25 protein-coding genes are annotated in these 24,221 nt (G+C 64.2%); 16 read left to right on the forward strand and 9 right to left on the reverse strand.

Annotated features, from left to right (window positions below; all coding sequences use genetic code 11):
- Window positions 1-6: 6 nt before the first annotated feature.
- The 4 genes from cysT (at window position 7) to FAZ95_RS09610 (ending at window position 3,905) form a co-directional block, all read left to right on the forward strand.
- A complete protein-coding gene (gene cysT / locus FAZ95_RS09595; RefSeq protein WP_137332230.1) occupies window positions 7-915 on the forward strand; it encodes a sulfate ABC transporter permease subunit CysT in 909 nt (302 codons plus the stop codon).
- On the forward strand, window positions 912-1,811 hold the full coding sequence (gene cysW / locus FAZ95_RS09600; RefSeq protein WP_137332231.1) for a sulfate ABC transporter permease subunit CysW: 900 nt from the start codon (window positions 912-914) through the stop codon (window positions 1,809-1,811). Before cysT ends, cysW begins: the two co-directional genes overlap by 4 nt.
- A gap of 15 nt (window positions 1,812-1,826) precedes the next feature.
- A complete protein-coding gene (locus FAZ95_RS09605; RefSeq protein ID WP_137332232.1) occupies window positions 1,827-2,906 on the forward strand; it encodes a sulfate/molybdate ABC transporter ATP-binding protein in 1,080 nt (359 codons plus the stop codon).
- 72 nt (window positions 2,907-2,978) lie between these two features.
- Window positions 2,979-3,905, forward strand: a complete 927-nt coding sequence (locus tag FAZ95_RS09610) for a CysB family HTH-type transcriptional regulator (protein ID WP_137332233.1) — start codon at window positions 2,979-2,981, stop codon at window positions 3,903-3,905.
- 321 nt (window positions 3,906-4,226) lie between these two features.
- Here the strand turns inward: FAZ95_RS09610 and FAZ95_RS09615 are convergent, their stop codons facing one another.
- Complete coding sequence (locus tag FAZ95_RS09615; RefSeq protein ID WP_254699866.1) at window positions 4,227-4,613, reverse strand: hypothetical protein; 387 nt, start codon at window positions 4,611-4,613, stop codon at window positions 4,227-4,229.
- A gap of 222 nt (window positions 4,614-4,835) precedes the next feature.
- Here FAZ95_RS09615 and FAZ95_RS09620 point away from each other — a divergent pair, with 222 nt between their 5' ends.
- On the forward strand, window positions 4,836-5,177 hold the full coding sequence (locus FAZ95_RS09620) for a zinc ribbon domain-containing protein YjdM (protein WP_137332235.1): 342 nt from the start codon (window positions 4,836-4,838) through the stop codon (window positions 5,175-5,177).
- A gap of 34 nt (window positions 5,178-5,211) precedes the next feature.
- Window positions 5,212-6,243: an asparaginase gene (locus FAZ95_RS09625; RefSeq protein ID WP_137332236.1), complete on the forward strand. Its 1,032-nt coding sequence runs from the start codon at window positions 5,212-5,214 to the stop codon at window positions 6,241-6,243.
- 248 nt (window positions 6,244-6,491) lie between these two features.
- On the opposite strand, the gene glxR is transcribed toward FAZ95_RS09625, so the two are convergent.
- The 3 genes from glxR to gcl form a co-directional block, all read right to left on the reverse strand.
- Window positions 6,492-7,376, reverse strand: a complete 885-nt coding sequence (glxR, locus tag FAZ95_RS09630) for a 2-hydroxy-3-oxopropionate reductase (RefSeq protein ID WP_137332237.1) — start codon at window positions 7,374-7,376, stop codon at window positions 6,492-6,494.
- An 85-nt stretch (window positions 7,377-7,461) separates the two neighbouring features.
- The gene (hyi, locus tag FAZ95_RS09635; RefSeq protein ID WP_137332238.1) at window positions 7,462-8,256 is read right to left on the reverse strand and encodes a hydroxypyruvate isomerase; all 795 of its coding nucleotides are present in this window, start codon (window positions 8,254-8,256) and stop codon (window positions 7,462-7,464) included.
- 89 nt (window positions 8,257-8,345) lie between these two features.
- The gene (gene gcl / locus FAZ95_RS09640; protein ID WP_137332239.1) at window positions 8,346-10,121 is read right to left on the reverse strand and encodes a glyoxylate carboligase; all 1,776 of its coding nucleotides are present in this window, start codon (window positions 10,119-10,121) and stop codon (window positions 8,346-8,348) included.
- A 206-nt stretch (window positions 10,122-10,327) separates the two neighbouring features.
- On the opposite strand from gcl, the gene FAZ95_RS09645 reads away from it, so the two are divergent.
- From FAZ95_RS09645 to FAZ95_RS09690, 10 genes are all read left to right on the forward strand, one after another.
- Complete coding sequence (locus FAZ95_RS09645; RefSeq protein ID WP_137332240.1) at window positions 10,328-11,239, forward strand: LysR family transcriptional regulator; 912 nt, start codon at window positions 10,328-10,330, stop codon at window positions 11,237-11,239.
- Between the two features lie 191 nt (window positions 11,240-11,430).
- On the forward strand, window positions 11,431-12,162 hold the full coding sequence (locus tag FAZ95_RS09650; RefSeq protein ID WP_137332241.1) for an RNA polymerase sigma factor: 732 nt from the start codon (window positions 11,431-11,433) through the stop codon (window positions 12,160-12,162).
- Window positions 12,152-13,063, forward strand: a complete 912-nt coding sequence (locus tag FAZ95_RS09655; protein ID WP_137332242.1) for an anti-sigma factor family protein — start codon at window positions 12,152-12,154, stop codon at window positions 13,061-13,063. Before FAZ95_RS09650 ends, FAZ95_RS09655 begins: the two co-directional genes overlap by 11 nt.
- 221 nt (window positions 13,064-13,284) lie before the next feature.
- Window positions 13,285-13,662: a 30S ribosomal protein S6 gene (rpsF, locus tag FAZ95_RS09660; protein WP_137332243.1), complete on the forward strand. Its 378-nt coding sequence runs from the start codon at window positions 13,285-13,287 to the stop codon at window positions 13,660-13,662.
- A 41-nt stretch (window positions 13,663-13,703) separates the two neighbouring features.
- Window positions 13,704-14,003, forward strand: coding sequence for a primosomal replication protein N (gene priB / locus FAZ95_RS09665; protein ID WP_137332244.1), 300 nt, complete (start codon window positions 13,704-13,706; stop codon window positions 14,001-14,003).
- A 2-nt stretch (window positions 14,004-14,005) separates the two neighbouring features.
- A complete protein-coding gene (gene rpsR, locus FAZ95_RS09670) occupies window positions 14,006-14,281 on the forward strand; it encodes a 30S ribosomal protein S18 (protein ID WP_137332245.1) in 276 nt (91 codons plus the stop codon).
- 27 nt (window positions 14,282-14,308) lie between these two features.
- Window positions 14,309-14,761 carry a 50S ribosomal protein L9 gene (gene rplI, locus FAZ95_RS09675; RefSeq protein WP_137332246.1) on the forward strand — a complete coding sequence of 151 codons (453 nt, stop codon included), beginning with the start codon at window positions 14,309-14,311 and terminating at the stop codon, window positions 14,759-14,761.
- Between the two features lie 160 nt (window positions 14,762-14,921).
- Window positions 14,922-16,310 carry a replicative DNA helicase gene (locus FAZ95_RS09680; RefSeq protein WP_137332247.1) on the forward strand — a complete coding sequence of 463 codons (1,389 nt, stop codon included), beginning with the start codon at window positions 14,922-14,924 and terminating at the stop codon, window positions 16,308-16,310.
- A gap of 197 nt (window positions 16,311-16,507) precedes the next feature.
- Window positions 16,508-17,134, forward strand: coding sequence for a DUF47 domain-containing protein (locus tag FAZ95_RS09685; protein WP_137332248.1), 627 nt, complete (start codon window positions 16,508-16,510; stop codon window positions 17,132-17,134).
- A gap of 18 nt (window positions 17,135-17,152) precedes the next feature.
- Complete coding sequence (locus tag FAZ95_RS09690; protein WP_137332249.1) at window positions 17,153-18,163, forward strand: inorganic phosphate transporter; 1,011 nt, start codon at window positions 17,153-17,155, stop codon at window positions 18,161-18,163.
- Window positions 18,164-18,209: 46 nt separating this feature from the next.
- On the opposite strand, the gene FAZ95_RS09695 is transcribed toward FAZ95_RS09690, so the two are convergent.
- The 5 genes from FAZ95_RS09695 to FAZ95_RS09715 all read right to left on the reverse strand — a co-directional run bounded on the left by FAZ95_RS09695 (window position 18,210) and on the right by FAZ95_RS09715 (window position 24,216).
- Complete coding sequence (locus FAZ95_RS09695) at window positions 18,210-19,016, reverse strand: SDR family oxidoreductase (RefSeq protein WP_137332250.1); 807 nt, start codon at window positions 19,014-19,016, stop codon at window positions 18,210-18,212.
- Window positions 19,017-19,125: 109 nt separating this feature from the next.
- Window positions 19,126-20,325 carry a C40 family peptidase gene (locus FAZ95_RS09700; protein ID WP_137332251.1) on the reverse strand — a complete coding sequence of 400 codons (1,200 nt, stop codon included), beginning with the start codon at window positions 20,323-20,325 and terminating at the stop codon, window positions 19,126-19,128.
- A 247-nt stretch (window positions 20,326-20,572) separates the two neighbouring features.
- Window positions 20,573-22,399 carry a PhoH family protein gene (locus FAZ95_RS09705; protein WP_137332252.1) on the reverse strand — a complete coding sequence of 609 codons (1,827 nt, stop codon included), beginning with the start codon at window positions 22,397-22,399 and terminating at the stop codon, window positions 20,573-20,575.
- Between the two features lie 345 nt (window positions 22,400-22,744).
- Window positions 22,745-23,206: a peroxiredoxin gene (locus tag FAZ95_RS09710; protein ID WP_137332253.1), complete on the reverse strand. Its 462-nt coding sequence runs from the start codon at window positions 23,204-23,206 to the stop codon at window positions 22,745-22,747.
- A gap of 113 nt (window positions 23,207-23,319) precedes the next feature.
- Window positions 23,320-24,216: a polysaccharide deacetylase family protein gene (locus FAZ95_RS09715; RefSeq protein ID WP_137332254.1), complete on the reverse strand. Its 897-nt coding sequence runs from the start codon at window positions 24,214-24,216 to the stop codon at window positions 23,320-23,322.
- Window positions 24,217-24,221: the final 5 nt, after the last annotated feature.

Below are 24,221 nucleotides of genomic sequence, written 5' to 3' on the forward strand. Positions count from 1 at the left end.
ATCCGCATGACGACGTTCACATTCCGCAAGCCGAGCGCCTTGCCCGGTTTTGGCGTGACGCTCGGCATCACGGTGGCGTATTTGAGCCTCGTGGTGCTGATCCCGCTTGCCGCGACGTTCCTGAAGACGGCCACGCTCGAGTGGGATCAATTCGTGCGCGCGGTCGCGTCGCCGCGTGTGCTGGCGTCGTATCGGCTCACGTTTTCGGCGGCGCTCGGCGGGGCGCTCATCAACGCCGTGTTTGGTTTTCTGGTGGCGTGGGTGCTCGTGCGCTACACGTTTCCGGGCAAGCGCATCGTCGATGCGGTCGTCGATTTGCCGTTCGCGCTGCCGACTTCGGTCGCGGGCATCTCGCTTGCCGCCGTCTATTCGGGCAACGGCTGGATCGGGCAGTTTCTCGCGCCGCTCGGCATCAAGATCGCGTTCACGCCGTTGGGCGTGCTGGTCGCGCTGACCTTTATCGGCCTGCCGTTCGTCGTGCGCACCGTGCAGCCCGTGCTCGAAGACTTCGAGCGCGAGCAGGAGGAGGCCGCGGCATGCCTTGGCGCGTCGCGCTGGCTGACGTTTCGCCGCGTCGTGCTGCCTGCCGTGACGCCCGCGCTGCTCACGGGTTTCGCGCTCGCGTTCGCGCGCGCGCTCGGCGAGTACGGCTCGGTGATCTTCATCGCCGGCAATGTGCCGATGAAGTCGGAGATCACGTCGCTCTTGATCATCACGAAGCTCGAGCAGTACGACTATGCGGGTGCGACGGCGTTGGCGGTCGTGATGCTCGTCGTGTCGTTCGTGATGCTGCTGCTGATCAATACGCTGCAGTGGTATTTGCAGCGGCGCACGAGCCGCGGGGCGAGCGGTCCGGCGCGGAGTGCAGCAACGGCGTCGGAGACTGCGCCCGCGATTGAAGGAGCCGCGCGATGAGCCACGATTCCGCCATCCTCCAGCGAGCGCCGGGCGCGCGTGCTGCAAGCGAGTCGAACCCGGTCACCGAGCCGCGCTTCGTGCGCTGGGCATTGACCGGCATCGCGCTCGTGTTCCTCACGCTCTTTCTCGCCGTGCCGCTCGCGGCGGTGTTTTACGAGGCGTTCAGAAAAGGCGTCGGCTATTACTTCGACTCGCTCGCCGATCCCGACGCCTGGTCCGCGATCAAGCTCACGCTGCTCGTCGCGGCCATTGCGGTGCCGCTGAATCTCGCGTTCGGACTCGCGGCGTCGTGGGCGATCGCGAAGTTCGAATTCAAGGGCAAGGCGCTGCTCACGACGCTGATCGATCTGCCGTTCTCGGTATCGCCTGTGATTTCGGGGCTGATCTACGTGCTGATGTTCGGCGCGCAAGGCTGGTTCGGCCCGTGGCTCGCCGATCACGACGGGCAGATCATCTTCGCGGTGCCGGGCATCGTGCTCGCGACGGTCTTCGTCACGTTTCCGTTCGTCGCGCGCGAGCTGATTCCGCTGATGCAGGCGCAGGGCAACGACGAGGAAGAAGCCGCGCACGTGCTCGGCGCATCGGGCTGGCAGATCTTCCGGCGCATCACGCTGCCGAACGTCAAGTGGGGCCTGCTCTACGGCGTGATTCTCTGCAACGCGCGCGCGATGGGCGAGTTCGGGGCGGTGTCGGTGGTGTCCGGTCACATTCGCGGGCAGACCGACACGATGCCGCTCCACGTCGAGATTCTCTACAACGAGTACAACTTTTCGGCCGCGTTCGCGGTGGCGTCGCTGCTCGCGCTGCTCGCGCTCGTGACGCTCGGCCTGAAGCTCATCGCCGAACGCGGGATGGCCGCGGCGCGGCCGGGCGCAACCCAGTTGGACCAGTAAAGAGGCGTATCACGCATGGGCATCAACGTTCGCAATCTGCAAAAACGTTTCGGCGATTTCACGGCGCTCGACAACGTGTCGCTCGACTTCCCTCCGGGCGAGCTCGTCGCGCTGCTCGGCCCGTCCGGCTGCGGCAAGACCACGCTCTTGCGCGTCATCGCCGGACTCGAACACGCGGACGCCGGCCAGGTCCTGCTGCAAGGGCAGGACGTCGGCAGCGTCGGCGCGCGCGAGCGGCAAGTGGGCTTCGTGTTCCAGCATTACGCGCTGTTCAGGCACATGACCGTCTTCGAGAACGTCGCGTTCGGGCTGCGCGTGAAGCCGCGCAAGGAGCGCCCGTCCGAGGCCGTGATCCGCGAGAAGGTGCACGAGCTGCTCAAGCTCGTGCAGCTCGACTGGCTGGCGCAACGCTATCCGTCGGAACTGTCGGGCGGTCAGCGCCAGCGGATCGCGCTCGCACGTGCGCTCGCCGTCGAGCCGAAGGTGCTGCTGCTCGACGAGCCGTTCGGCGCACTCGACGCGAAGGTCCGCAAGGAGTTGCGCAGCTGGCTGCGGCGGCTGCACGACGATTTGCACATCTCGACGATCTTCGTCACGCACGACCAGGAAGAAGCGCTCGAAGTGGCCGACCGGATCGTCGTGCTGAACCGCGGGCGCGTCGAGCAAGTCGGCAATCCGCAGGACGTCTACGATCATCCGCAGACTTCGTTCGTCTACGAGTTCCTGGGCGCTGCGAACCGCTTGAGCGGCAGCGTCGGAGCGGGCGGTTTCATGGCGGAGGGCGCCGCGCAGCCGATCGCCGTCACGGCGGGGTTCGCGGGGCCGGCGCTGGCGTATGTGCGGCCGCACGACTTGGCGCTTTATCCTCGCGCCAAGGCGGATGGAAGCACTGACGAGAAGACGCGAGAGGGCATTGTCGTCGACGTGCGACGCGTCGTGACGCTGGGCGGCTCGGTGCGCGTCGAGCTCGAAGGGCGCGGCGGCAACGTGCTCGAAGCGGAGCTCGACCGCGATACGTGGCGTCAACTGCGGCTCGACGTCGGCGACGGCGTGACTGCGGTGCCGCGCTCGCTGCGCGTGTTTCCCGCGCGCTGAGCAGCAAAGGTGAAGCGCGCCTACATTCCAATAATCACTAAATAAACACTCTGGTCGACAGGAGAAGCACACATGAACTTCCAGCAACTGCGCTTCGTACGCGAAGCCGTGCGTCAGAACATGAATCTGACCGAGGTCGCCAACGTCCTCTACACGTCGCAATCGGGCGTGTCCAAGCAGATCAAGGATCTCGAGGACGAGCTCGGCGTCGATATCTTCATCCGGCGCGGCAAGCGGCTCACGGGCCTGACCGAGCCCGGCCGCGCGGTGCATCAGCTGATCGAGCGGATGCTGCTCGATGCGGAGAACCTGCGCCGCGTCGCGCGCCAGTTCGCGGACCAGGACAGCGGCCACCTCGTCGTCGCGACGACCCACACGCAGGCGCGCTACGCCTTGCCGAAGGTGATCCGGCAGTTCACCGAGGTGTTCCCGAAGGTGCATCTCGCGCTGCGCCAAGGCAGCCCGCAGCAGATTGCGCAGATGATCATCAACGGCGAGGCCGACATCGGCATTTCGACCGAGGCGCTCGACCGCTTTCCCGATATCGTGACGTTCCCGTGCTACTCGTGGCATCACATCGTCGTCGTGCCGAAGAACCATCCGCTCGTCGGCCGCGAGAACCTGACACTCGAGGAGATCGCCGAGTATCCGATCGTCACCTACGACCAGGACTTCACGGGCCGCTCGCACGTCGACCAGGCGTTCGCGCAGGCGGGTGCGCTGCCCGACGTCGTGCTGACCGCGATCGATGCGGACGTCATCAAGACTTACGTCGAGCTGGGCATGGGGATCGGCGTGGTGGCCGCGATGGCGTTCGATCCGAAGCGCGATACGGAGCTTGTCGCGCTCGATACGCAGCATCTGTTCGAGGCGAGCACGACGCGCGTGGGGTTGCGCAAGGGGGCGTTTCTGCGGGCTTACGCTTACAAGCTGATCGAGATGTTCGCGCCGCATCTGTCCGAGGCGGAGATTGCGGGGCAGCTGCGGGAAGTGGTCTGAGCCTGCGTCCTGTTGCTTGACGCAAAAAGACGCAACTGGGTTGGGTCGGCGGTCCAACGGGTTGTGCTAGCAGGTATGCCGTGTTCCGTTGCCAATGTTCACGGCATACCCATTGGTTAGCTGCTTAGCGTTTGCGCGGGTCTATACCGTGCTCGTGCAGGATGCGCTTTAGTCGCGAATTCTCGACGAAGAGCCCAACAAGCGTGATAGCGAGTATCGCCACAAACACCCAGTGACCGCCAGCGCGAAACGTAAGCGTAATGATGACTGCCGCAATCAAGCAGAAGGCGACGAGCGCCAACTTATCGAGTGCCCACTTCATTAAGCGGCCTTTTCTGGTGCGTGAGCGCGACTGCCAAATGAACGCGCGAACGGGGATTCGAACGGGTTGAGCACTTCTGGATGGCGCAGGAAAAAGAGCCGCATGGGTTCAGTCATGACAAGCCCGTTGAGCACAAAGAAGCGGCGAGCAGCCGCTTGTGCCTCGGAGCCATTCTTACAGCCTATTGCGGCATCGGTCGCAACGATCAGGCTTCCAATAACTGCGCCCGTGTAGTACGAAGCGTAGATGCCCGCGACCACGCTGAGCTTTTCTAGCATCGTCGTTGCACCGATCATCTCGGCTACGGTCGCGTTCTGTCCAACGTCCTTCAACGCCCTTAGCATTGCCGTGACTGTTGCCATTGCTGACGGGATCGTTGCGAACATGCCCGTAGGTGCGGGAAGACCCAACGCCTCCATGTTTCTTCTAAACGTTTCGGAGAAACCTATACAAGTTGTCTGACTCATTAACGCCCCCTGGTTATTTGATGTCGTCTACTCACAAAGCATGACGCCGACTGACTGTCACGCCGAGCATTGTATTAGACAGCTATTTGTCAGATTCCGTAAAGACAACGGTATACTTCTCCGCTTTTTAAAGGAGAGCCCATGAGCACCTTGCCCGCCTGCCCGCAATGCCAGTCCGAGTTCACCTACGAGGATGGCGGACTGTTTGTCTGTCCGGAGTGTGCTCACGAGTGGTCGTCCGAAGCCAGCACGCTCGCTGAAGCGGCTGTAAAGGTCTATCGGGATTCCGCCGGCAATGTTCTCCAGGATGGCGATACTGTCACCGTCGTCAAGGATCTGAAACTGAAGGGTTCCAGCGGCGTGGTCAAAATGGGAACCAAGGTCAAGAACATTCGACTGGTCGATGGCGACCACGACATCGATTGCAAGATCGACGGCTTCGGTGCCATGAGCCTGAAATCCGAGTTCGTAAGAAAGGTCTGACCCGCCGGTATTGGGTGCGTCTAAAATGGCGCCCATGAATACTCCGACCACTACCTCTTTCCCGCGCGCGCTGCCGCGCATCGCCGTGCTCGCCACCGGCGGCACGATTGCCGGCTCGGCGGCTGACTCGGCGCAGACGGCTGGCTACCAGGCCGGCGTCGTCGGCGTCGACAAGCTGCTCGCCGCGGTGCCCGGCCTCGCGAACGTCGCGCGCATCGATGCCGAGCAAATCGCCAGCATCGACAGCAAGGACATGCCGCTCGTGCTGTGGGCGACGCTCGCCGAGCGCGTCAACGCGTTGCTCGCGAGCGACGACGTCGACGGCGTCGTCATCACGCACGGCACCGATACGCTCGAAGAAACCGCGTACCTGCTCCATCTGACCGTCAAGCACGCGAAGCCCGTCGTGCTGACGGCGGCGATGCGGCCCTCGTCGGCGCTTTCGGCCGACGGTCCGCTCAATCTGCTCGGCGCAGTGACCGTGGCGGCAAGTCCGGCGGCGTGCGGGCAGGGCGTGCTCGTCGCGTTCAACAACCGGATTCACAGCGCGCGCGACATCGTGAAGACCAGCACCTATGCGGTCGATGCGTTCCAGTCGCCGGAGATCGGCGCACTTGGCTGGGTGCAGGATGGGCGTGTCGAATTTCAGCGCGGCGTGGTGCGGCCGCATACGTCGAGCACGCCGTTTTCGATCGGCTCGGTGGCGGCCGAGTGGCCGGTCGTCGAGATCGTCGCGAGCTATGCCGGCGTGGCGCGTGTGATGGTCGATGCGCTGGTGGCGGCGGGCGTGCGCGGCATCGTCGTCGCCGGAACGGGCAACGGCTCGATCCACGCGACGCTGCAAAGCGCGCTGGCCGACGCGGTGAAGAAGGGCATCGCGGTCGTGCGTTCATCGCGCGTGGGCTCGGGCCACGTGATGCGCAACGGCGCGGCGTCCGACGATGCGCTCGGTTTCGTGAGCGCGGGGACCTTGAACCCGTACAAGGCGCGCGTGCTGCTGATGCTGGCGCTGGCCTCGGGCAAGTCGAGCGCTGCGGAGCTGCAGCCGATCTTCGACCAATACTGATACGGATAAAAACGTAGCAATCCGACAGCCGGACACCCGACGACGACGTCTGACCGACCAAGGCTTCCCCGGCGCCGCCGGGTGCCGCTGCGGACCCCACCTGCCGCTCTCAGCCCAGAGCGGCTCGTTTTGCCCGTCCGGCGCGCGTGGCTCGATACCGCATGATTCACGCGCGCCGGACAAGGCGCCCCACATTCCGGGGCCGTGCGAAAAGCTCGGCCCCGCTGTTTCTACAACCTTTGCCTTTCTTAGGCGTTGGCGATTTCGAAGTTCGCCATGATTTCGAGCGCGCGAACCAGCGCCGAGTGATCCCAGGCCTTGCCGCCGTTCGCCGCGCACACGCTGAACAGCTGCTGCGCGCTAGCGGTATGGGGCAGGGCGATGCCGAGCTTGCGCGCGCCGTCGAGCGCAAGGTTCAGGTCCTTCTGATGCAGCTCGATACGGAAGCCCGGGTTGAACGTGCGCTTGGTCATCCGTTCGCCGTGGACTTCGAGAATGCGCGACGACGCGAAACCGCCCATCAACGCTTTGCGCACGCGCTCCGGATCGGCACCGGCACGCGATGCGAACAGCAGCGCTTCCGCCACCGCTTCGATGTTCAGCGCGACGATGATCTGATTGGCCACCTTGGCGGTCTGGCCGTCGCCGTTGCCGCCGACGAGCGTGATGTTCTTGCCCATGGCTTCGAAGAGCGGCTTGGCGCGCTCGAACGCTTGTTCCGGGCCGCCGACCATGATCGAGAGCGTGGCGTCGCGCGCGCCGACTTCGCCGCCCGACACCGGCGCGTCGAGGTAGTCGCAGCCGAGCGCGTTGATCTTCTTCGCGAATTCTTGCGTTTCGAGCGGCGAGATCGAGCTCATGTCGATCACGAGCTTGCCAGCCGAGAGACCCTTCGCGACGCCGTCGTCGGCGAACAGCACGTTCGCGACGTCAGGCGTGTCCGGCACGATCGAGATGACGATGTCCGCGGCTTGCGCGACAGCGGTGGAGCTCGCGACGACGGTCGTCGTCGAGCGCAGGTCGTCCGGCACCGGGTACGCGCCGTTCACGAACAGGGTATGCCCGGCCTTGATGAGATTGCGCGCCATGTGCGCGCCCATGATGCCGAGGCCGATGAAACCGATCTTTGCCATTTCGTTGTCTTCCGTATGTTTGATCTTGGAATGAATGCGCCGCGCGCGACGTGACGTACGCGGGCGGCGCCGTGAATCACGCCGCTTATCGGACCGCTTTCTGTCCCGCGACGCTCTGCCGCCAGCCCAAGCCCTCGACGGTCGTCGTGCGCGGCTTGTACTCGCAGCCGATGTAGCCGTCGTAGCCGAGCGAATCGAGCAGCGCGAAGAGGAACGCGTAGTTGATTTCGCCGGTGCCGGGCTCGTTGCGGCCCGGGTTGTCGGCGAGCTGGATGTGCGCGATCTGCGGCAGGTTCTTCTTGATCGTCGCGGCCAGTTCGCCTTCCATGCGCTGCATGTGATAGATGTCGTACTGCAGGAACAGGTTGTCCGAGCCGACCGCGCGAATCACGTCGAGCCCTTCGGACGAACGGTTCAGCGCGAAGCCGGGAATGTCGTACGCGTTGCACGGCTCGACGAGCAGCTTGATGCCTTCCTTCTTCAGCTCGCCCGCCGCGAAGCGCAGGTTGTCGACGATCGTCGCACGCGCTTTGTCGCGATCGACGCCGGCCGTCGGAATGCCGACGAGGCAGTTCAGTTGCGGGACCTTCAGCGCTTTCGCGTACTGAATCGCGCGGCCCACGCCCTCCTGAAACTCGCCGACACGGTCGGGCAGGCAAGCGATACCGCGCTCGCCGCCTTCCCAGTTGCCCGCAGGCAGGTTGTGCAGCACGAGGCGCAGCTGGTTCGCTTCGAGGCGCTCGGCCAGTTCCGCCGTCGAGAACGGATACGGAAACAGGAATTCGACGGCATTGAAGCCCGCGTCGGCGGCCGCCTTGAAGCGGTCGAGGAACGGCACTTCGTTGAAGAGCATCGTCAGGTTTGCTGCAAATTTCGGCATGGCTATGTGTCTCGTCGGTCGGTCAATGGTGTGTTGCGCGGCGAGCGCTCGGTGGTGATGCGCTAAGCGCTCGCCGGGGCGATCGAGGTTCAGTCGAGCATCGAGATCGCGGTCGGCGCGTCCTGCTTCTTCTCGGCCAGCTCTTCGAACTCGTTGATCGCGTCGATCTCGGTGCCCATCGAAATGTTCGTCACGCGCTCGAGAATCACTTCGACGATGACCGGCACGCTGAACTCGGAGAGCATCGACTGCGCTTTTTCGAGCGCGGGCTTGATGTCTTCCGGCTTGAACACACGGATCGCCTTGCAGCCGAGACCTTCGGCGACCGACACGTGATCGACGCCGTAGCCGTTCACTTCCGGCGCGTTGATGTTCTCGAACGCGAGCTGCACGCAGAAGTCCATGTCGAACGCACGCTGTGCCTGGCGGATCAGGCCGAGGTACGAGTTGTTCACGACGACGTGCACGTACGGCAGCTTGAATTGCGCGCCCACCGCCAGCTCTTCGATCATGAACTGGAAGTCGTAGTCGCCCGAGAGCGCAACGATCGGACGCTGCGGGTCAGCCGCCCGCACGCCGAGCGCTGCCGGAATCGTCCAGCCGAGCGGGCCCGCCTGGCCGCAGTTGATCCAGTTGCGCGCCTTGTAGACGTGCAGGAACTGTGCGGCGGCGATCTGCGAGAGGCCGATCGTGCTCACGTAGCAGGTGTCGCGCCCGAACACGCGGTTCATCTCTTCGTAGACGCGTTGCGGCTTGATCGGCACGTTGTCGAAGTGCGTCTTGCGCAGCATCGTGCGCTTGCGCTCCTGGCACTCCGCGACCCATGCGCCGCGGTCCTTCAGCTTGCCGGCCGCCTTCCATTCCTTGGCGACTTCGACGAACAGTTCGAGCGCGGCCTTGGCATCGGACACGATGCCGAGATCCGGCCCGAACACGCGGCCGATTTGCGTCGGCTCGATATCGACGTGCACGAACTTGCGGCCCTTCGTATAGACGTCGACGCTGCCCGTGTGGCGGTTCGCCCAGCGGTTGCCGATGCCGAGCACGAAGTCGGAGGCGAGCATCGTCGCGTTGCCGTAGCGGTGCGAGGTCTGCAGGCCGACCATGCCGACCATCAGCGGGTGATCGTCGGCGATCGCGCCCCACGACATCAGCGTCGGGACGACCGGCACGCCGACCGTTTCGGCGAACTGCACGAGCAGGTCTTCAGCGGCTGCATTGAGCACGCCGCCGCCGGAAACGATCAACGGCTTCTCGGCATCGTTGAGCAGCGTGAGCGCGGCTTCGATCTGCTTGCGGGTCGCCTTCGGCTTGTAGACCGGCAGCGGTTCGTAGGTGTCGATGTCGAACTCGATTTCGGCGAGCTGCACGTCGATCGGCAAGTCGATCAGCACGGGACCGGGACGGCCCGAACGCATCAGGTGGAACGCTTGCTGGAACGCGCGCGGCACGAGCGCCGGCTCGCGCACGGTGACGGCCCACTTCGTGACGGGCTTCGCGATCGATTCGATATCGACGGCCTGGAAGTCTTCCTTGTACAGACGCGCGCGCGGCGCCTGGCCCGTGATGGCGAGAATAGGAATCGAGTCAGCCTGAGCCGAGTAAAGACCGGTGATCATGTCGGTGCCGGCCGGGCCCGAGGTGCCGATGCACACGCCGATGTTGCCGGGCGCGGCGCGCGTATAGCCTTCGGCCATGTGCGAGGCGCCTTCGACATGGCGGGCGAGCACGTGGCTGATGCCGCCGGCTTTCTTCATCGCCGAATAGAGCGGGTTGATCGCGGCGCCCGGAACGCCGAACGCGGTGTCGATGCCTTCTTTTTCGAGCACGAGCACGGCTGCGTCGACGGCTCTCATCTTGGCCATGGAATGTCTCCTGAATATGGGCTAGGGGTGTTGAGGAGCACTGTAAGGCCGCGTCATAGGTTTGATAAGATCAGTCCGGGTCGTTTATTTCGAAACAAAAAGTATGGAATGTGCTGATGCCAAGTCAGCACCGGCGCCGCGCGCTTTGCCATGTCCAGCATGGCAGCCGCGCCTAGGCGGAAACCCTAGTGGGTGGAGACAAGACGATGGACCGCTTCAAGCAAATCGAAACTTTCGTGCGTGTCGCCGATGCCGGCAGCCTTGCCGCGGCGGCGCTGGAGGAGGGGGTCTCGCCGGTGATCCTCGGGCGGCGCATCGACGCGCTCGAAAAGCGGCTCGGCGTCAAGCTCATGTACCGCTCCACGCGGCGCCTGGTCGTCAGCGAAGAGGGGGCGTCATTCCTGGAGCGCTGCCGGGGGCTGCTCTCCGAATGGGACCAGGCCGAGAACGAACTCGCCGCGGGGCGGGGCTCGGTAGGGGGGCACCTGATCGTGTCGGCGCCGGCCGCTTATGGGCGCAAGCATGTCGCGCCGCTCGCCCCGGCGTTCCTGAAGGACAAGCCCGATCTGCAGATGTCGTTCAACCTGACCGACCGCGTCGTCGATCTGGTGCGCGAAGGCTACGACCTGTCGATCCGGATCGGCGGCGCGGTCGATCCTAATTTCGTCGCGGTGAAGCTCGCGTCGAACCGGCGCGTCGTGTGCGGCACGCCGGGCTACTTCAAGCAGTACGGCCGGCCGAAGTCGCTCGAGGATCTGCCGAGCCACAACTGCCTCGCGTTCAACCTGCAGGGCGGCCAGAACCGCGGCTGGTATTTCCGGCGCAACGGCAAGCTCGTGACGGTGCGCGTCGCCGGCACGCTCGACTGCAACGACGGCGAGTTGCTGCACCGCTGGGTGTCGGAGGGGCTCGGGCTCGGCTGGCGCTCGACCTGGGAAATCAATCAGCAGCTGGAACGAGGCGAGCTCGAAACGGTGCTCGACGAATACGCGCTGCCCGATTACGACATCCTCGCCGTCTATCCGCAGCAGCGGTATGTGCCCGCGAGAGTCCGTTACTTCATCGACTATCTGAAAGAGGCGTACGCGCGCCCAGGGTATTGGAGCGAGAACGAATAGTCTCGAACAGCCCGGGCGCGAGCGGAAGCTTGTCCGGCGTGAACGTGAATTTGCGCGTCTCTCTTGTCCTTCCGAAGCGCGCCGCGTCTTATTCCCGCTTTTTTTCGAGCGACTTCAATGGATGCCGGGGCCATGGGAATAAACTCGATCCGTCACCGGTATTCCAAACGTGGGCCTTTTGGGGACTAAGGGTGGGCGACACCAATCCATGCGCGGCTGATCAGCGCGCGCTCGACGAGCGCAACCGCCGCTTTCAGCAGATGGCGCTGCCGCATCTCGACGCGGCGTACAACCTGGCGCGCTGGCTGTGCGGCAACGCGAACGATGCGGACGACGTCGTGCAGGAGGCGTATCTGCGCGCGTTCCGCTTTTTCGACAATTTCCGCGGCGACAGCATGCGGCCGTGGCTATTCGCGATCGTGCGGCGCACCTGGTATACGGAGTGGCGGCGGCGCGCGTCGTCGCACGAGGTCCAGGCGTTCGAGGACGCCGAACCGGGCGACGAACCCGCCGACGAGACGTTCGAAGGCTGGTCGCGCTCGATCGAGGACCCGCAGACGGTGCTGATCCGCGACGAAGACGTGCGGCTCGTGCACGCGGCGCTCGAAAAGCTGCCGGTCGAGTTTCGCGAGGTGCTGATCCTGCGGGAGCTGGAAGACATGAGCTACCGCGACATCGCGGCGATCGCCGATCTGCCGGTCGGCACGGTGATGTCGCGGCTCGCGCGGGGGCGCAGGAAGCTGGCCGCCGTGCTGCATGCGCTGCAAGCCTCGGGCGCGGGGGCTGGGCAGGGTGCGCCGGCCTCGCGTGCGGCATCGGCGTCGAGGCGCGATGTCCCTCCCGACGCCGGCGCCGATTCGTGGCCGCCTCGGAGCCTGCCCGCCAGCCCCACAGCCGCAAAGGAGAATTCAGATGGACTGTAAAGAAGCGCGGCCGCTGCTCGATGCGAATGCCGACCGCGAACTCTCGGCGCCCGACGCCCAGCGCGTTCAAGGGCATTTGGCCGAGTGCCCCGATTGCCGCAGCGAAAGTGAAAACGTGCGCGCGCTCGGCGACACGTTGCGCGCGGCCGGTTACTACCGCGCGCCCGAATCGTTGCGCTCGCGCATTCTGGCCGGATTGCCGCCGCTGACGGAGCCAGAGGTCGAGCCTGCTGGTCAGCCGGAGGCTCAATTTCGACCCGAGCCCGCACGCTCCAAGCCGCGCGGCCGCCATCCGCTCGACGGCTGGCGCAGCTGGTTCGGCGGCCGCTGGCCGTCGTTCGGGCCGCAGCCGGCGGGCGGGGCCGCCTGGTCGCTGGGGTGGACGGGCGCCCTCGTTCTCGCGATTGCGGCCGCGGCGGCGGGGGTGACGCTCGCGCTCCATCGGCCGGCGGGCGTTGGCCCGATCGCCGACGAGCTGGTGTCGAGCCATGTCCGCGCGCTGATTTCGGACCGCGATATCGACGTGATCTCGACTGACCAGCACACCGTCAAGCCCTGGTTCAACGGCAAGATCGATTACTCGCCCCCGGTCGAGGATTTGGCGGCGAGCGGCTTTCCGCTGGTCGGCGGACGGCTGGACTACGTCGAGCACCGGCGGGTGGCCGTGCTGATCTACCGGTACAAGAAACACCCGCTCGATGTCTACGTCTTTCCCGAGACCGCCGACAGCGCGGGTCGCACTCCCGCGACGCTCGTACGCGACGGCTATTCGCTCTCGCGCTGGCAGGAGGACGGGATGACGTATTGGGCCATCACCGATGCGACGCCGGACGCGCTCGTCGCGTTCAAGGCCGCGCTGCAGGCGCGGCTGCATGGCGGGGGCTCTGGGGAAGCGGGGTAAGGGGGCGCTTCGGTACGCACCGATGCGCCAGCCCCTGAGTGGCTCCTCTCCCTGAGCCGCTCCGGAATCGCCTCCTCTAAATCCTTGAAAACACGGCCGAATCTGCAGAAGACAGTGTCATTTGGCTTGCATTCCGGCCGAAACCCGAGTTACAATCTCCGGCTTCTCACTTGCCACACCGGTTCCGACGCCCGGGTGGCTTTAATCCACAAGGAGTGTGTATGCGTCATTACGAAATCGTCTTCATCGTGCACCCCGATCAAAGCGAGCAAGTGCCCGCGATGATCGAGCGTTACAAGTCCACGATCACCACGCACGGCGGCCAAGTCCACCGTATCGAAGACTGGGGCCGTCGCCAACTGGCCTACATGATCGAGAAACTCGCGAAGGCTCACTACGTCTGCATGAACATCGAATGCGACCAAGCCACGCTCGACGAACTCGAGCACGCATTCAAGTTCAACGACGCCGTGCTGCGTCACCTCATCGTCAAGATGAAGAAGGCCGAAACCGGCCCGTCGCCGATGATGAAGGAAGTGCAGCGCGAAGAAGCCAAGAAGGCGGCTGCATCGTCGCAACCGTCCGAAGCGCAGGCTTAAGGACTCTGGTTTATTAAGCCACCAAGGCTCACTCTGCTCTCGTGAACCGGCTGCAACTCACGGCCAGCGTCGTCGAACGCGAACCGGTGCGGTACACCCCCGCCGGCGTTCCGATCGCAAGCTGCACGTTGCAGCACCGCACGGAAGTCGTCGAAGCGGGCATTGCCCGGCAAATCGAACTGACGATGCCGGCGGTTGCCGCGGGAGCTGCGAGCGGCAAGCTGGAAAGCTGCGAAATGGGCGTCGAGACGCTCTTCACCGGTTTCCTGGCAAAGAAAAACCGCAACGCGCGAACCTTGGTGTTTCACATCACTGAATTGCAGGACATTGGAAAGGACTGAACATGCCCCGCCCGACTGGTAAGAAATTCGACAAGCGTCGTCAGCAACAAAACCCGCTCTTCAAGCGCAAGAAGTTCTGCCGTTTCACGGCCGCCGGCGTCGAATCGATCGACTACAAGGACACCGAAACGCTGAAGGACTTCATCGGCGAAAACGGCAAGATCACGCCGGCTCGTCTGACGGGTACGAAGGCCCACTATCAACGCCAGCTCGACACGGCCATCAAGCGCGCACGTTTCCTCGCGCTGCTGCCGTACACCGATCTGCACAAGGCCTAATCAGACGACGCAATAAGGAGAATCCGAATGCAAATCATTCTTTTGGAAAAAGTCGTCAACCTGGGCAACCTCGGCGACATCGTCAAGGTGAAGGACGGCTACGCACGTAACTTCCTGATCCCGAAAAAGCAAGCGCGCCGCGCAACGAAGGAAGCGATCGCCGAATTCGAAGTCCGCCGTGCGGAACTCGAAAAGGTTGCGGCTGAAAAGCTGGCAGCGGCTCAAGCTCAAGGCGAAAAGCTGGCTGGCCTGACCGTGCAAATCGCGCAGAAGGCCGGCGTCGACGGCCGTCTGTTCGGCTCGGTGACCAATGCCGACATCGCCGAAGCGCTGACGAAGCAAGGTTTCGCTGTGGAAAAGGCGCAAGTGCGCCTGCCGGAAGGCCCGCTGAAGCTGGTCGGCGACCATCCGGTGCACGTTTCGCTGCACACGGACGTCCTGGTCGACGTCACGGTGTCGGTGCTGGGCGAGCACGCCTAAGCCACGCCGCCGCGCATTAGGCACGGCGCGTAGCACGAGCAGTATTGCGCCGAGCCGGTCATCGCCGGTTTGGTGCGCAAGGAAAAGGGCAGGGGCCGGGAAACCGGCCCCTGTCTTTTTTATTGCCATCGCCGCAGCCATTTCGCGATAATTCCTCCCCATGAACGCACCGCCGAAAGATCCCCAACTCGAATCTCTGAAAGTCCCGCCGCATTCGATCGAGGCCGAGCAGTCGGTCCTCGGCGGGTTGTTGCTCGACAACGCGGCATGGGACCGTATCGCCGACTTCCTGTCGCAGAGCGATTTCTACCGCTACGATCACCGGATCATCTTCGAGCACATCGGCAAGCTGATCGCCTCGACGCGGCCGGCCGACGTGATCACCGTCTATGAGGCGCTCGGCACCTCGGGCAAGGCGGAGGAGGTGGGCGGCCTCGCGTACCTGAATGCGCTCGCGCAGAACACGCCGAGCGCGGCCAATATCCGCCGCTATGCGGAAATCGTACGCGACCGCGCGGTGCTGCGCCGGCTCGTGTCGGTGGCCGACGAGATTTCCGCCGATGCGTTCAACCCGCAAGGCAAGGAAGTCCGCCAGCTGCTCGACGAGGCGGAATCGAAGGTGTTTTCGATCGCCGAAGATGGCGCGCGCGGGACGCAGGGCTTCCTCGAAATCGGGCCGCTGCTCACGCAGGTCGTGGAGCGGATCGACACGCTCTACCACACGGCCAATCCGAGCGACGTGACCGGCACGCCGACAGGCTTCGTCGACCTGGACCGGATGACCTCCGGCATGCACGGCGGCGAGCTGATCATCGTGGCGGGACGCCCTTCGATGGGCAAAACGGCCTTCAGCATGAACATCGGCGAATACGTCGCCGTCGAATATGGCTTGCCGGTCGCGGTGTTCTCGATGGAAATGCCGGGCACGCAGCTCACGATGCGTATGCTCGGTTCGGTCGGCCGGCTCGATCAGCACCGGATGCGTACCGGGCGCCTCACCGACGAGGACTGGCCGAAGCTCACGCACGCGGTGCAGAAAATGAGCGAGGCTCAGCTCTTCATCGACGAGACCGGCGGCCTGAATCCGATGGAATTGCGCTCGCGCGCACGGCGGCTCGCGCGCCAGTGCGGCAAGCTCGGCCTCATCATCGTCGACTACCTGCAGCTGATGTCGGGCTCTTCCCAGGGCGAGAACCGCGCCACCGAAATTTCCGAAATCTCGCGCTCGCTGAAAAGCCTCGCGAAAGAACTCGACGTGCCGGTCATTGCGCTATCGCAGCTGAACCGCGGCCTGGAGCAGCGTCCGAACAAGCGTCCGGTGATGTCGGACTTGCGCGAATCGGGTGCTATCGAACAGGACGCGGATGTGATCCTCTTCATCTACCGCGACGAGGTTTACAACCCCGACAGCCCCGACAAGGGCACGGCTGAGATCATCATCGGCAAGCAGCGTAACGGTCCGATCGGGCCGGTTCGGCTGACGTTCATCGGCCAATACACGAAGTTCGACAACTTCGCGGGCGCGCAGAATTTCTACGGCGGCGAATAAAGACGTTAACTAAGGACGTCAACCCGCGCAAAGTCGACAACGACGAGAACGAAGGTCTGCCGCAAAGTAAAGCGCCGCGTGAGAAAACGTTGCTTTCCACGTTTGCGCGGCACTTTGCGGGTTCGGCAGGGAATCCGGAACCGTTACAATGTTGCGGTTTTATGTCAGTCACACTGTGACCACTTTTTGGGATTCCAATGTTCGGCCGATTCATGCCCACCGAGGGCAAGTTCTTTGAAATCTTCAATGCGCACGCGAACTACATCGTGACCGCCAGCCAGGAGCTCGAGCTCCTGATCGACAATCTCGAAGACGCCGAGATTCACAAGCAGAACGTCCAGGCGAACGAAAAGGCAGCCGACAAGGTCACGCACGAAGCCATCGACCTGCTGCACAAGACCTTCATCACGCCGTTCGACCGCGACGAAATCCACAAGCTGATCACCACGATGGACGACATCCTCGATTTGATGGAGGACGTCGCCACCTCGATTTCGCTGTACGACGTGCAGAGCGTGACGTCGGAGGCGCGCGAGCTCGCGCATTTGTGCACGGCGACCGTCAAGCACGTGCAGGCGGCGGTAAGCCTCTTGTCGGACATGAGCCAGGCCGCGCAGATCCTGAAGGCGTGCGAGGAGATCGATCGCTTGGAATCGGACGCCGACCGCGTGCTGCGCTCGGCAATCTCGAAGCTGTTCCGCGAAGAAGACGATGTGAAGACGCTCATCAAGCTGAAGGCGATCTACGAGCTGCTCGAAACGATCACCGACAAGTGCGAGGATGTCGCGAACATCATCGAAGGCATCGTGCTGGAAAACGCGTAAGCGAGCGGACCGTCACCGATGCATTCGATCCAACTCGCCTTCTGGGCGCTTGCGACACTGGTCGTGGTCGCGCTCGTGTTCGACTTCATGAACGGTTTTCACGACGCGGCGAACTCGATCGCCACGGTCGTGTCGACCGGGGTTCTGAAGCCGCAGCAGGCGGTGGCCTTCGCCGCCGCGTTCAACGTCATTGCCTATTTCATCTTCCATCTGAAAGTCGCGCAGACGGTCGGCAAAGGCACGATCGATCCGGACATCGTCGACCACTACGTCGTATTCGGCGCGCTCGTCGGCGCGATCGGCTGGAATATCGTGACCTGGCGTTATGGGATTCCGTCGAGTTCTTCGCATGCGTTGATCGGCGGGCTCGTCGGCGCGGCGCTCGCGAAGTCGGGCTGGGCCGCGCTCAACTGGGACGGGCTCTTGAAGACCGTCGCGTTCATTTTCATCTCGCCGCTGCTCGGCTTTGTGCTCGGCTCGTTCTTCATGCTGGCCGTGTCGTGGATGTACTTCCGCACGCCGCCGAGCAGGGTCGACGGACGCTTCAGGCGCCTGCAGCTGGTGTCGGCCGGGCTCTATAGCCTCGGGCACGGCGGCAACGACGCGCAGAAGACCATCGGCATCATCTGGATGCTCTTGATCGCGACCGGCTACGCGTCGGCGACCGCCGACGCACCGCCGATCTGGGTGATCGGCGCGTGCTATCTGTCGATGGGGCTCGGCACGCTGTTCGGCGGCTGGCGCATCGTCCGCACGATGGGGCAGAAGATCACGAAGCTCAAGCCGGTCGGCGGTTTCTGCGCAGAGGCGGGCGGCGCGATCACGCTGTTCGTTGCGTCTTCGTTGGGTATTCCGGTGTCGACCACGCACACGATCACCGGCGCGATCGTCGGGGTCGGTGCGACGCAGAAGCTCTCCGCGGTGCGTTGGGGCGTGGCCGGCAATATCGTCTGGGCCTGGGTGTTGACGATTCCGGCGTCCGCGTTGCTCGCCGCCATCGGCTGGTGGTTCGGTCACCGGTTTATCTGAGCGCGGCGAACCAGGCGATTTCAGTACGCGCGACGAGGAGTAGGCGTCAGATAAGGGCGGTCGCGCCGCCGTCCATCGGCACGATGGCGCCCGTCACGTAGCTCGCCCGGCGGCTCGCGAGAAAGAGCGCGACGTCCGCGATTTCCTCCGGCTTGGCGTAGCGCCCGAGCGGCACCTGTGCTTCGCCGCGCGCTAGCGCTTCATCGGTGCTGATGCCTTGCCTCGATGCCTCCAGTTGTAACGCTTCTTGGACTCGCTCGGTCAGCGTCGAACCGGGGTTGATGGCGTTGATCCGAATGCCGAGCCGCGCGTAGTAGTGCGCGAGTCCGACGCTCGCGAGCATCAGCGCCGCATTGGCCGCGCCGCCCGCGATATGGATGTCGCTCGCGATCTTGCCGCCCATCCCGATGATGTTCACGACTGCGCCCGGTTCGGGCGCACCGCCCGTTTTCAGGCGCTCGGCCATGCGGCGCAGCACCGCCTGCTGGGTGTGAATGTACGGAAAATATTTGGCGTCCATCGCCGCCTTGAATGCCGCGGCGTCGAGCGTCGCCGGGTCGTAGCGTTTTGCGGCGCCGGCGCTGTTGATGAGGATATCGATAGGGCCGACGGCCGTTGTGGCTTCTTCGACCACGTCTTCGGCGCTGTGGGCTTCGTGCAGGTCGGCGCGGGCGAGGTGGATGTGATGGCCGTCCGCGGCAAGCACCTCGCGCGCTCGCGCGAGATTGGCCGGATCGCGCGAGACGATCGCGACTTTGGCGCCTTCCGCTGCGAACGCCCGCGCGCAAGCCAGTCCGATGCCCTTGCTGCCGCCCGTGATCAACACCACCTTGCCTTCGAGTCCGAGATCCATCGCCGTTCCTCGCCCATGAATGCGTTGTCGCGTAGGGAACGATAGCAGAACGATGTGGGCCGCGCTGTCGATTGGCGGACCAGCGTGGATTGGGCGTGCGGGCCTGGGCTCAATCGCCGCCGTTGGCGAAGCGGGCGATCGGGTCGTCGGAGGTCGAGGTCGGGGCGGGCATGCTCGGCGATGCCGTCGACGCCCGCATGATTCGCACGCTGCTCGTGGCAGCGGGCGAGGCCGGCGCTGCGGCTTGCCGCGCTTGCTGGGCCTGGCGTTCGGCGACGGCCGCTGGCGGTGGGGGCTCGAAGGCGTCGGCAGCCGCATCGATTGCGTCGGGGGCGTTGCGCGCCGGCGCCGCCGTCGTAAGCGATGAAGCCGGCGCACCCGCGGCGCCAGAGGCTTGAGTGGTCGCCGGTGCGATACCGGCTGGCTGCTGCGCAGCCGCCGTGACGGACGGCAATACCGCACCCGCCGCGCGCGCCTGGACTTGCGCCGCGCTCATGCCGGGCGGCGGCGGCTCGAACGGATCGGCCGCCGGGCCGGGTGGAGCAGCAGCCGGCGCGACGGCTACAGCCGTCAGATTGCGGTTCGGCGCTGCCACAGCCGGATTCGAGTCTGCGGGCGCACCCAACGGCGGCGCGGACGCGCTACCCGCCGTCGCATATGCGGTTCCAGCGGTCGTGGGCACTGGCGAACTCGGCGCCGGCGCTTCGCGCGGCGCTGCGAGGTAAGTCGGCGCATCGAGCGGCGCTGGTTTATCGAGCGCGGGCGCCACGCGTCGAATGCCGTCAAAGCGCTTCGCCCAATAGGCGTTCGTCAGATAGTCGAGCCGCACGGTCCCGCCGGTCGACGGCGCGTTGACGAAGCGCAACTTGCCGACATAGATGCCCACATGCGAATGCGGCCGGCCGGTCGTATTGAAGAAGATCAGGTCGCCGGGCGCGATTTCGTCGGGCTCGATCGATTCGCCGCGGCTGCTCATGTCGGCGGTCGTCCGGGGCAAATTGACCGAGGCGGCCCGCAGCACGACATAGCGCACGAGCCCGCTGCAATCGAAGCCGGCGTCGGGGGTATTGCCGCCCCAGCGATACGGCACGCCGACGAGGCCCATCGCCTGAATGGAAATTTCTTCGCGGCCGATGCTGTGATCGACGAAGTTGGGGAGGCCCGCTGTAGGGAATCCGGGCGGCGGTTCGGTCCGGTATGCGCCGCCCGCGCTGCCTGCGGAGCCCGAGCTGCGCGAGTACTGTTGCGGCGCGCTCGAACACGCGGCAAGCAACAGCACGATCAGCAACGGGAACCAAAGTCGGCGCATGGACAGGAGCGACAGGGCGAGAACAAGACTCGCCTATCGTATGGCTAACGGACGATGGGCCGATGGTAGCCCGCCAGACGGGCTTCCGGCAAGGATTCTTCAGAACTTACTTGAGCTTTCGCGGCTAAGTGTTGCTCTGCGAGCACGATGGAATCGCGCATGTCGTCTACTTATTAAGCATAAAAACAATGAAAAAAAACCGCATCCGGTTTCCCGGATGCGGCTTTCGAACTACGAAAAACGCGCTTTAGAGGATGTCTGACGCGTAGTCGGCCAACCGCGAGCGTTCGCCGCGCGCGAGCGTCACATGACCGCTATGCGCCCAGCCCTTGAAACGATCGACGACATACGTGAGGCCCGAACTGCCTTCCGTCAGATAAGGCGTATCGATCTGCGCGATGTTGCCGAGGCAGATGATCTTCGTGCCCGGACCTGCGCGCGTGATCAGCGTCTTCATCTGCTTCGGCGTCAGGTTCTGCGCCTCGTCGATGATCAGGTACTTGTCGACGAAGGTCCGGCCGCGCATGAAGCTCATGCTCTTCACCTTCAAGCGCGAGCGGATCAGCTCCTGAGTGGCCGCGCGGCCCCATTCGCCGGCCGCGTCATCGGTTTTCTGGAGCACTTCGAGGTTGTCGTCGAAAGCGCCCATCCACGGCTGCATCTTCTCTTCCTCGGTGCCCGGCAAAAAGCCGATGTCTTCACCGACCGGCACCGTCGCGCGCGTCACGATGATCTCGTTGTAGCGCTTGTCGTCGAGCACTTGCGCGAGGCCCGCCGCGAGCGCGACGAGCGTCTTGCCGGTGCCGGCCTGGCCGAGCAGGGTGACGAAGTCGATCTCCGGGTTCATCAGAAGGTTCAACGCGAAGTTCTGCTCGCGGTTGCGCGCCGTGATGCCCCACACGTTGTTCTTGTGGTGACCGTAGTCGCGCAGCGTTTGCAGCAGCGCTGTCTTGCCGTTCAGCTCTCGCACGAGCGCGTGGAACGCGGGCTCGCCGTTCTGCGGCTCGAGATAGACGAACTCGTTGACGAGCAGCGAGGGGCACAGCGGACCGGTCACGCGGTAGTACGTCGTGCCCGTCTTCGTGTCCTGCCAGCTCTCCATGCCCTTCGCGTGCTTGGTCCAGAAGTCCTGTGGCAGTGCGCGCACGCCGGCGAAGAGCAGGTCCTTGTCTTCGAGAACCTGGTCGTTGAAGTAGTCTTCGGCGGGCAGGCCGAGCGCGTGCGCCTTGATCCGCATGTTGATGTCTTTCGACACCAGCACGACCTGACGATCGACGCGATCGCGTTGCAGCGCGCGCACGACACCGAGAATCTGGTTGTCGGCCTTGCCTTGCGGCAGGCCCTCGACCGGCTCGATGTCCGTCAGCTTGGTCTGGAAGTACAGGCGTCCGAGCGCTTCGCGGCTGCCGAGACGCGAGAGCGGCAGGCCCTCGGCCATGTCGCCGGCATTGGCGACGAGCGAATCGAGCGTGCGGCTGACTTGACGCGCGTTGCGCGCGACTTCCGACATCCCCTTCTTGTGATTGTCGAGTTCTTCGAGCGTCATCATCGGCAGATAGACGTCGTGTTCCTCGAAGTGGAAGAGGCAGGTTGGGTCATGCATCAGCACGTTCGTATCCAGCACGAACAGCTTGCGGACTTCTGTCTCGCCGGTTTTGCGGGTGCGGGCTTTTTCCGCGCCGCGTGCCTTCGCCGCAGCGGCGGCGGGCGCATCCGCCGGTTTGTCTTTGTCCAGGCGTGCGACAGGCGTATGCACAGGCTGCGATGCCGGAACGGGCTGCAACAGCGCCGCTGTCTGCTTCGATTTTCGGCCGCGCACGACCGGCGCGGTGTCATCGGCTTCGGTGACCGGGGCGGCAGTCTTAACGGGACGCAGGCTCGTGGCGGTGTTGGCTGCGCGCGTCATCGGTTCGGCGACGCTTGCCGGGCCGCTCATCGAGCTGTAGTCGGCCGCTTCTGCTTGCTCCCCAACAGTGTCCTGTTTTTTCGCGTGTTTCGCAGGCCGTGCTTTGGCCTTGTATTCATCCGGTGACAACAGGTTGCCGAGCTTGCTGGGTGGGGTAGGCAAAGGCATGAGTTCCCTCGAAAAAATCGGGTCGCATATCGTGCGCTGCGTGATCGATCCGCACATTCCCCGTCGTGTGACGCACGCGGTTCTGACAAGCAGCGCGCTTTCAATTTCGAAACGCCGGTTCGCCTAGTTTTCGATCGACTCCTTGACAGTAAAAGGTCGCCGGCGTGCCAGGCCGGCTCGGTCCAAATAAAAGTAAAAAAGCCGCTGCCCCGTGACCGGAGCAAGCGGCTCGACTTCAAGTATCGCGCGGCGCCTGGCGACTACGAGATCAACGGCCCCGAGGCCGGCGCGGCAGCGAAAAAAATGGGGTGGACAGGCACTCATTGCAACCCAATATAACGCGCCTCAAAGCGCTTGTACAGCCTCCAACGCCGCGTCGACGTGGCCCGGCACCTTGACGCCGCGCCACTCGCGGCGCAGGACGCCGTCAGCGTCGATGAGGAACGTGGAGCGTTCAATTCCACGTACTTCTTTGCCATACATTTTCTTCATTTTGATGACGTCGAAGAGCCCGCAAAGCGATTCGTCGGCATCCGAGATCAGCGGGAACGGCAGTTCCAGCTTCGCCTTGAAGTTGTCGTGCGAGCGGATGCTGTCGCGCGACACGCCGACGATCTCGGCTCCCGCCTTCTTGAACTTCGGATAGAGGTCGCGGAATTGCAGGCCCTCGGTCGTGCAGCCGGGCGTGTTGTCCTTCGGATAAAAATACAGCACCACCTTCTTGCCCCGCAAACCTGACAGCGAGAGTTCGCCGCCGGTTGCAGCGGCGGTGAAATCGGGGACGGGTTGGTCGACTGCGATGGACACGTGGTTCTCCTGTTGTTATGGGGAGGGCTGCCAATCGATCGATAAGGCGGCCCGAGAGAGCTTGATGCGGAGGAGGCGACCCAGGCTTACGGTACGCGCTTGGCCAGACTGAATTAATCGGGTTGCACGATCAGCTCGCCGGAGCGGCCCGCAATTTCGCCCCATACGACAGGGTACGATGGCAGGGTGTCGCGGTCCAGCGCAGCATGATAGTCGCCCATCGTCGCAAATGTGTGACCTTGCGCGCGCCAGCCTGCCAGCAGTTGCTCGAATACCGGCGCCAGCTTTTGGCCTTCGAGTTCCGCGTGCAGCGTGAAGACCTGATCGTGCGGGTTGTGTTCGGTCTGCCGCAGGATGCGCGCGGCGACGTTGGTCTCGTCGACGCCGTCGATTCCGAGCACTTCGTCGAGGGTCGGCAGCGTGGTGGGCATTTGCACGTGCGTCAGCGTCTTGCCGTCGACGACGGGGAAGTACGGCGTGTGGCCGCGCCCGTCGGACGCGTAGCGCATGCCCCAGGCGTCGATCTGCTTGAACGCGTGGCCGTTCATCTGCCAGCCGGCCGCGCCGTGCGTGACGGGCGGCGTGCCGAAGATGCCGATGAAGCGCTCGTAGCTCTTCTGCATTTCATGCGCGGTCCAGTCGGATTCGCGCGTGCGCACGTTGTCCTGCCAATAGACGTGGTCCCACGTGTGGATGCCGCACTCGAAGCCGGCCTCGTGGATCGCGCGCATTTCGGCGGCCCCCTTGATGCCGATATCGGGCCCGGGCAGCAGCACGCCGTACATCAATTGCTTGACGCCGTAGTGCTCGACCACCGACGTGCGCGACACCTTCTTCAGAAACCCCGGACGCAGCACGCGCCGCATGGCCCAACCGGTGTGGTCGGGCCCGAGGCTGAACAGGTAGGTGGCGCGCGCCTTGAAGCGATCGAGCATGCGCGCAAGATTCGGCACGCCTTCGCGCGTGCCGCGCAGCGTGTCGACGTCGATCTTCAGGACGATGCGGGCCAAGGAGC

This window comes from Trinickia violacea (assembly GCF_005280735.1).
Classification (GTDB): Bacteria; Pseudomonadota; Gammaproteobacteria; order Burkholderiales; family Burkholderiaceae; genus Trinickia_A; species Trinickia_A violacea.

Bases quoted from the DNA above. Each gene is read 5' to 3' on its own strand.
- cysT (WP_137332230.1), top strand. From the start codon at position 7: ATGACGACGTTCACATTCCGCAAGCCGAGCGCCTTGCCCGGTTTTGGC.
- cysW (WP_137332231.1), top strand. From the start codon at position 912: ATGAGCCACGATTCCGCCATCCTCCAGCGAGCGCCGGGCGCGCGTGCT.
- FAZ95_RS09605 (WP_137332232.1), top strand. From the start codon at position 1,827: ATGGGCATCAACGTTCGCAATCTGCAAAAACGTTTCGGCGATTTCACG.
- FAZ95_RS09610 (WP_137332233.1), top strand. From the start codon at position 2,979: ATGAACTTCCAGCAACTGCGCTTCGTACGCGAAGCCGTGCGTCAGAAC.
- FAZ95_RS09615 (WP_254699866.1), bottom strand. From the start codon at position 4,613: ATGTTCGCAACGATCCCGTCAGCAATGGCAACAGTCACGGCAATGCTA.
- FAZ95_RS09620 (WP_137332235.1), top strand. From the start codon at position 4,836: ATGAGCACCTTGCCCGCCTGCCCGCAATGCCAGTCCGAGTTCACCTAC.
- FAZ95_RS09625 (WP_137332236.1), top strand. From the start codon at position 5,212: ATGAATACTCCGACCACTACCTCTTTCCCGCGCGCGCTGCCGCGCATC.
- glxR (WP_137332237.1), bottom strand. From the start codon at position 7,376: ATGGCAAAGATCGGTTTCATCGGCCTCGGCATCATGGGCGCGCACATG.
- hyi (WP_137332238.1), bottom strand. From the start codon at position 8,256: ATGCCGAAATTTGCAGCAAACCTGACGATGCTCTTCAACGAAGTGCCG.
- gcl (WP_137332239.1), bottom strand. From the start codon at position 10,121: ATGGCCAAGATGAGAGCCGTCGACGCAGCCGTGCTCGTGCTCGAAAAA.
- FAZ95_RS09645 (WP_137332240.1), top strand. From the start codon at position 10,328: ATGGACCGCTTCAAGCAAATCGAAACTTTCGTGCGTGTCGCCGATGCC.
- FAZ95_RS09655 (WP_137332242.1), top strand. From the start codon at position 12,152: ATGGACTGTAAAGAAGCGCGGCCGCTGCTCGATGCGAATGCCGACCGC.
- rpsF (WP_137332243.1), top strand. From the start codon at position 13,285: ATGCGTCATTACGAAATCGTCTTCATCGTGCACCCCGATCAAAGCGAG.
- rpsR (WP_137332245.1), top strand. From the start codon at position 14,006: ATGCCCCGCCCGACTGGTAAGAAATTCGACAAGCGTCGTCAGCAACAA.
- rplI (WP_137332246.1), top strand. From the start codon at position 14,309: ATGCAAATCATTCTTTTGGAAAAAGTCGTCAACCTGGGCAACCTCGGC.
- FAZ95_RS09680 (WP_137332247.1), top strand. From the start codon at position 14,922: ATGAACGCACCGCCGAAAGATCCCCAACTCGAATCTCTGAAAGTCCCG.
- FAZ95_RS09685 (WP_137332248.1), top strand. From the start codon at position 16,508: ATGTTCGGCCGATTCATGCCCACCGAGGGCAAGTTCTTTGAAATCTTC.
- FAZ95_RS09690 (WP_137332249.1), top strand. From the start codon at position 17,153: ATGCATTCGATCCAACTCGCCTTCTGGGCGCTTGCGACACTGGTCGTG.
- FAZ95_RS09695 (WP_137332250.1), bottom strand. From the start codon at position 19,016: ATGGATCTCGGACTCGAAGGCAAGGTGGTGTTGATCACGGGCGGCAGC.
- FAZ95_RS09700 (WP_137332251.1), bottom strand. From the start codon at position 20,325: ATGCGCCGACTTTGGTTCCCGTTGCTGATCGTGCTGTTGCTTGCCGCG.
- FAZ95_RS09705 (WP_137332252.1), bottom strand. From the start codon at position 22,399: ATGCCTTTGCCTACCCCACCCAGCAAGCTCGGCAACCTGTTGTCACCG.